Below are 7,794 nucleotides of genomic sequence, written 5' to 3'. Positions count from 1 at the left end.
TGGTTTGTGCCATCACTGATGATCACTGTCACGGTTTGACCGTCTTCCACATCGCTCACCGTGCCACGTACAACCATGGCGGCGCTTTCACCATTGCCATTAATCACGCCGTCGGCTGTTTTATCAATGCTGGTTGTAATTTCTGCTAACTTATCTATTTCGACTATATCTATTGCAATAGCTTCATTACCAGCGAGGTCAGACACCTCAGCATTGGCAACAATATCACCATCGTTTAAAGAACTTGCATCAATAGGAGCTGTAACATATTCACCATTTTCAACAATTGCTTGTACTACTATGTCTGGATTTACACCGTCTCTTAAGCTAATTGTGACAGCTTGACCATCTTCAATGCCAATTACAGTACCACGCACTACAATTTCTTGGTTTTCGTTACTGCCATTAATAACCGAATCAGCCGTTTTATCAATGCTAGTTGTTATTGCTGCCGTTGTGTCTATCTCAACATTATCTTGTGCACTAACAGGGTTACCTGCTGCATCAGTAACCTCTGCAGTAGCGACCATCGTACCATCATTTAGGCCAGTTGCGTCCATTGGTCCAGTAACATATTGACCATTTTGAACTACTGTTTGAGTAATTACAGGAGGATTAATGCCATCGCTCAAAGTTACAGTAACTATTTGGCCATCTTCCACATCTTCTACAGTACCACGTACAACCACACCTGCATTTTCTGCTGAATTTACGTTGTCTCGAAGATCATCGTCTTGTCCGTTAATGACTCCATCATCTGTTTTATCTATTGACGCGGTGATTATTGCGCTATTATCTAATTCAAAAGTATCTTCAGCTGTGGCGGTATTGCCTGGCGTATCTAACACAGTTGCTGTGGCAGTAATTTCACCATCTTCTAATGATGAAATATCGACGCCTGACAGCTCATAGTTTCCATTTTCAACAATTGCAGTAACAACGACTTCATTGCCTACTGAATCTGTAAATACGATGGTAACTTCTTGGCCATCCTCTACACCATTTACTAAGCCACTGAGCGAAATGTCGGTATTTTCAGAGCTGCCATTTATAATGCCGTCTTCGGTTTTATCGATACTAAGGGTTAACGTGCTTTGTGTGTCTTTTGCAAAAGTAACCTCTTGAGTTGCCTCATTCCCAGCGGCATCAAAAATGCTTATTTGCGCTGAAATTTCGCCATCTGCTAACGATTCAATATCGCCGCTAATTTGCCAGTTGCCATCAGCATCAACCTCTGTTGTTACAACTACTTGCTGATTATTACTATCCGTAAAAGTAACAGTAACTAATTGGCCTGGCTCAATATCTGTAACCGAACCACTAAGTTGTACATTACTTTGCTCGGCGCTATTAATAACCCCGTCAATATCTTGTGTTACTAAGCTTGCAGCAACTGAGCTGTCATATTGTGCTTCATCACTAGCGCTTGCTGGGTTTCCTGAAATATCTTGAGCAGTTGCATTTGCGCTAATAGTGCCATCATTTAGCGATGAAATATCAACGCCGGTTATTTCGTAACTTCCATTAACAACAATTGCCGTTAATGTAATTGGAGGGTTAATACCGTCGCTTAATACAACAGTAACTGTTTGGCCATCTTCAATACCGGTTACTGCACCTCGAACCGTCACGTTACTTTGTTCTTCACTGTTTATAACACCATCTTGTGTTGAGTCTATCTCGACGGTGAGCTGTGCGGTTTTATCATGTGAGATTACTTGGGAAGCGGTATTCTCATTACCTAATAAGTCTTGTGCTTGTGCTGTTGCTGTGATCTCCCCATCACTTAACGAAGAAATATCAACTTCTAGTTGGTACTGGCCATTTTCAACAACAGCCTCAACTGTCACTTCATTGCCATCAACATCTGTTAGGGTAACTGAAACTGTCTGACCGTCTTCAATACCTTCAACTGTTCCGCTGATCTGTACTATGTTCTCTGAGTTATTAATTACGCCGTCTTCGGTTTCATTTACTTCAATTGTTATTATCGCAGTTGTATCTTTAGAGAAAGACTTTTGTGTTTGAGTATCATTACCCGCTATATCAATAGTGCTAACTTGGATAGTGTAATTTCCATCGGCTAAGTCAGCAAAAGGTTCTGGGCCGACACTCCACTGGCCATTAGTAACCGTAGCCTCATACGTTGCAATGGGGTTACCTTGCGAATCAAAAATGGTTACTGTTACCAGCTGTCCATCTTGCACATCTACCACTTCGCCCTCGAAATCAATGGGCTGATTAGTGTTTAGGCCATCTTCAAAATCAATAAAAATATCTGCTTGAGTATCTTTAATTTTTGTCTCGCTAGCAGCGTCATCTTCATCTCCGCCAACTAACGACACTGTCGCAGTAACTTCACCGTCATTTAATGCTGTGATATCGATATTAGTAACAGACCACAAACCATCCTGAACTTCAGTTGTGACTATAATTTCGTTGCCGTCTGAGTCACTTAAAATTATTTGTACTATCGACCCATCTGGTACATTTTCAACAGTGCCGGAAAACTCCAAAGCCACAGCGTCATATTTATTAATAAAAATACCATCGCCACCGAGTTGCCCTACATTGAAAACAGGATCAGGTGTAAATTCAAGAAAGTCAGGATCTTCTACCTCAGCATCAGCAACGGGTGTGGTTTCGTAGCCAGATTCAGGAACTAGCTCTTGCCCTTGGCGGGCAATAAGTTGATAAGCCACTTGTGCGTCATTGGCATCATTTGATGATAAAGAAGTAACACTACTTGTATTACTTCGGGCATCAAATGTACTATTTTGACTTAAATCGGATACAAGCTGCGAAATAATATCCTGTGGGACCACAAGCTGTTCATTCGCTTCAGAGAAAACAAGCTTATTTTCTTCAAGTGCAATATCACTGCTGTTTAATACGGGTAGATCGGCAAATTGCTCTGGTACAGAGTCTACCTTGACCCAATCTCCATTATCCATAACAACCCATACATCACTTAGTAGTTCGACAATAACAACAGCTTTACTTATATTTTCCAAAGTGAATATCCTAAATAGTTAATGAGAGTAAACAGCGGCTTAGCTAAAAATAGATCTAATTATTATAAAATCCAGTAATTAAAACAAAATATTAACATTAATCAATACATTTTTACTGGCTTAATTATTGACAGATTAAAATAATAATACTTAATCATAATTAAATATCAATATTAATAATACAAAATAACTAGCAAAATATGATTACTGTACTAATACAACGTATGAAAGGACGAGTTGGATTCAATAAAGTTTATTTATTTGTAAATCTATAAGTTAGCATTTCGACGGGGAATAAATTAACATCCCTAAAGGTAGTTTCATTTCCAAATTAGTCAAGAAAATGCAAAATGCACGTTTTATTCCCATTCGAAAACAAGATATTGTTGATATGTGTAGTGATGAGTTGGCCAACGGCTCAGAGCAAACATCGTTTAAACAATTTTGTGATTTATTAGCAAGCCTTATCCATTACGATTATCACGCAACACTTGAGTCGCTTAAAAATAACTACGCCCCTTTTGATCCTAATAGTGACACGCGATCTTTAGCGCCGGTTTCACATGTTCAAAAAGCGCAGTGCCAACGTGATTTTGCAAAAGATTTTGCAAAGGTTTTAAACGCCGCTAACTTTGAAGTGATCACTAATCAAGATTTACAAGATGCATTAAACGAAGAGTCACTATTTAAAGTGCGCCTTGAGGTAGAGTTTGACGACTTTGAAGAAGTGGTTTTTTATCGCCGTGGCGAGTCGCAACTCACTGAAACCATAACCAGCTTTTGGGGCCTTCGTAAAAAAAAGCTGCATTTTACTAATTACGACCGCGTGGCGGTGTTCATTCGTTTTAAAGATAAAGCCCACTTTGAAGCTAAAAATAAAATACCTTTAGGGTTTGAACCAAGTTCGACCATAGTAAAGCTGTTTCAAAATGTACCAAAAGCCGACCTTGAAATGCTATTCCCTAATAGCGAAGTACGTATGCGCCCTATTGATAAAGTGATTATTGGCTCATCGGCTTTAATTGGCGGTGCCGTGGTTTTAATTACTAAGCTAGGCGCATCCATTTTATTGTTATTTGCGTTGATTGCTTATTGGGGTGGTTTTAGAAATGAGGCCGTAGAAATGACCCAGCAGCACTTTATTACCTTTGCTATTGGTATGGGGGTATTTGGCAGCTTTATTTTTAAAGAGTGGAGTAAATTTAAAAATCGTAAAATTAAATTTATGAAAGCGCTTAGCGATAACCTTTACTTTAAAAACCTCGATAATAACGCCGGTGTTTTTCATACCCTTATAGACGCCGCTGAAGAAGAAGACATAAAAGAAGCCCTGCTTGCTTATACGTTTTTACTTAAATCTACAAATGGCCTAAGCGCACAAATGCTTGATGAGCAAATAGAGGCGTGGTTTAAAACAAAGTATAAATGCGAACTCGACTTTGAAATTAGCGATGCACTTGCAAAATTGGAGCGTATGCATTTAGTCACGTGCAGTAATGAGGTGTATAACGCAATCAGTTTAGAGCAAGCAAAAACCGTTTTGGATAAGCGCTGGGATAATCTTTTTCAATATAATTAACCTGCATGGTTTACTTAACAACAAAAAAGCAGCTGAAGTTTCAGCTGCTTTTTACGTTATGAACTAAACAGCTTGATGCCTAGTAAACTTTGCATGCACTAACTTATAAAGTGCAGGCAATATTAATAGCGTAAGTAAAGTTGATGAAATAATACCGCCCACCACTACCGTTGCCAATGGCCTTTGTAGCTCAGCGCCAGTGCCAGTATTTAGCGCCATAGGAATAAACCCTAAACTTGCCACTAAAGCGGTCATAAGTACTGGGCGCAGGCGCGAAAGTGCACCTGTTTGTATCGCATCTATTAAACTAAGGCCGTCGGCTCTTAACTGTTTAATAAACGACAGCATAACCACACCATTTAATACTGCTACACCGCTTAGCGCAATAAAGCCAACGCCTGCCGATATTGACAGCGGCATGTCGCGTAACAATAACGCAAGCACGCCACCTGTCAGAGCAAGTGGTACGCCGCTAAATATTATTAACGAATCACGCAGTGAATTAAACGCGCTATAAAGCAAGCCAAATATAAGCAATAGAGTAACCGGCACCACTAGCGATAAACGCTTACTTGCCGATTCTAACTGCTCAAACGTGCCGCCATATTCAATCCAATAACCACTTGGTAAATTAAGTTCTGAATTTAAAGCTGTTTGTGCATCGCTTACAAAGCTTGCTAAATCACGCCCTTCTACGTTTGCAGTGACTACAACGTTACGCTTACCGCTTTCACGATTTACTTGATTAGGCCCTTTATCAATACTAATTGTTGCTACTTCGCCAAGCGGAACAAACGCAAGGTCGGGATTAGCACTTTTTGGCACAGCCACAGGCAAACGAGCCAGCTGTGTTACATCGCTAGACCAACGCTCATCTAAACGCACTAATAACGAAAAACGTTTATCACCTTCGTAAATAAGCCCAGTTTGTACACCGCCTACTGCAGCACTTACACTTTGCTGTATATCGGTTACGGTTAAGCCTAACAGCGCCATATGGTCGCGAAGCGGCGTAACCGAAAGCGTAGGCAAGCCTTCCATTTGCTCAAGGCGTACATCAGTTGCACCCGTAATGCTTCGCACAAGCGTTGTAGCTTTTTCCCCGTACTGTTTTAATGTTGATAAGTCATCACCATAAATACGTACTGCTACATCGGCCCGCACGCCTGCTATTAGCTCGTTAAAGCGCATTTCTATTGGTTGCGTAAACTCATAGTTATTACCAGGCACTTCATTTACTAAATGGCGAATTTGCTTAACCAGTTCTTCTTTAGGTAAAGCAGGATTAGGCCATTGTTCGCGTGGCTTTAACATTAAGAATGTATCGGCAACGTTAGGTGGCATAGGATCGTTTGCGACATCGGGCGTACCAATTTTTGAAAATACCTTTTCAACTTCAGGTATGTCTAAAATGGCTTGCTCTAACTCTTTTTGCATTTTTACCGATTGCTCAATGCCGGTGCCGGTAATGCGCAGTGCATGCATAGCAATATCGCCCTCATCAAGCTGTGGTAAAAATTCAGCACCCATATTTTTCACTTTAAAGCCAAGTGTAATTACAAGCACAGCAGCAATGCTTAGCATTACCCACGGTAACTTAAGCGATAAGCCAAGTAACGGTTTATAGCCTTTTTTAATACCGCGCATAACCGTATTTTCGCTCTCACTCACTTTACCGCGTAAAAATACCGCAATAGCGGCAGGTACAAAGGTTACTGCAAAAATAAGTGCGCCAACTAATGCTGCAACCACTGTAAACGCCATTGGCTGAAACATTTTGCCCTCAACACCACTTAATGCAAATAGCGGTAAATACACCAGCATAATAATTAAAATGCCAAATACTGCTGGACTGAACACTTCTTTAGTGGCGGCGGTTACCACACTTAAACGCTCATTTAATGTAAGTAGCCTGCCATGTTTGTGCTGCGCAAGGCCAAGTTGCCTTAAACAGTTTTCAACCACAATTACAGCACCATCAACAATTAAACCAAAGTCGATTGCGCCTAAACTCATTAAATTACCCGACACGCGATTGCCAACCATACCGGTAATGGCAAATAACATACTAAGCGGAATAACCATTGCCGTAATAAGCGCACCGGTTACGTTACCCAGTAATAGCAGTAAAATAACAATGACAAACACTGCGCCTTCAAACAAATTGGTTTTTACTGTTTCGATGGTTTTATCTACAAGGCTTGTACGGTCATATACAGGCTCAACCACTACACCTGCTGGTAAGCTAAGTTGTACATCTTTGAGTTTATTGGCCATGGCTTTTGCCACTACACGACTGTTTTCGCCAATAAGCATCATAGCGGTGCCAAGTACAGTTTCTTGGCCATTATAAGTGGCAGCCCCTGTTCTAAGCTCTTTGCCTAAACGCACGCTAGCAACATCCTTTATGCGTACAGGCGCATCATCACGCTTTGCAACCACGGTGTTGGCTATGTCATCAATGGTTTTTAATTGTCCTGGCGAGCGTACTAAGTATTGCCCATCAAAACGCTCAATAAACCCTGCGCCTTGGTTACTATTATTTAATTTAAGTGCTGTAATTACATCGCTAAGCGTAAGCTTATAAGCCAGTAGCTTTTCAGGTATTGGCGCTACTTGGTATTGGCGTTCAAAGCCGCCTTGGCTGTTTATTTCGGTAACACCTTTTACTTTTAAAAGCTGCGGGCGAATAACCCAATCTTGCAAAGTACGTAAATCTTCTGCGTTAAATGGCGTGCCATCGTCTTTGAGCGCACCTTTATTTGCATGCACAGAATAAGTAAAAATTTCCCCAAGGCCGCTCGCAATTGGCCCTAAGTTTGGCTCAATATTGGCAGGCAAGTCTGAGCGAATACTTTGAATGCGCTCTGATATTTGCTGGCGCGCCCAGTAAATATCGGTACCTTCGTTAAAAATAACAGTTACTTGCGAAAGCCCATAACGCGAAATCGAGCGGGTGTAATCAAGCTTGGGTATACCTGCCATTGCGGTTTCAATTAAATAGGTTATACGCTGCTCTGCTTCAAGCGGGGTAAACCCGGGTGCTTTAGTGTTAATTTGCACTTGCACATTAGTTATATCAGGTACGGCATCCACCGCTAAATTTTGGGTGTTATATACGCCAAAGCCTGCAAATAAAAGCGTGAGCGCAAGCACCATCATGCGGCGTTTAACCGCAAACGAAACTATCCAGTTAATCAT

General features: G+C 41.0%; 3 protein-coding genes. 1 reads left to right on the top strand and 2 read right to left on the bottom strand.

Annotated elements, in window-relative coordinates; translation table 11 throughout:
* Positions 1-3,014 (bottom strand): Ig-like domain-containing protein (locus AN389_RS14110; RefSeq protein ID WP_235575982.1); only part of this gene is annotated, 3,014 nt, incomplete at its 3' end.
* 343 nt (positions 3,015-3,357) lie between these two features.
* Here AN389_RS14110 and AN389_RS14105 point away from each other — a divergent pair.
* Positions 3,358-4,593 (top strand): TMEM143 family protein, encoded by a 1,236-nt coding sequence (locus tag AN389_RS14105; protein WP_055020085.1) that lies wholly within the window; start codon positions 3,358-3,360, stop codon positions 4,591-4,593.
* Positions 4,594-4,656: 63 nt separating this feature from the next.
* On the opposite strand, the gene AN389_RS14100 is transcribed toward AN389_RS14105, so the two are convergent.
* Positions 4,657-7,794 carry an efflux RND transporter permease subunit gene (locus AN389_RS14100; protein ID WP_055020084.1) on the bottom strand — a complete coding sequence of 1,046 codons (3,138 nt, stop codon included), beginning with the start codon at positions 7,792-7,794 and terminating at the stop codon, positions 4,657-4,659.

The sequence above is a fragment of the Pseudoalteromonas sp. P1-7a genome (assembly GCF_001401855.1).
Classification (GTDB): domain Bacteria; phylum Pseudomonadota; class Gammaproteobacteria; order Enterobacterales; family Alteromonadaceae; genus Pseudoalteromonas.
The sequence above is the reverse complement of the archived record's forward strand: the minus strand, read 5'-3'. Positions and strand labels throughout refer to the sequence as shown.

What these genes read in the sequence shown, in the direction of transcription:
- AN389_RS14105 (WP_055020085.1), top strand. Translation starts at nt 3,358, where the DNA reads ATGCAAAATGCACGTTTTATTCCCATTCGAAAACAAGATATTGTTGAT.
- AN389_RS14100 (WP_055020084.1), bottom strand. Translation starts at nt 7,794, where the DNA reads ATGATTAACTGGATAGTTTCGTTTGCGGTTAAACGCCGCATGATGGTG.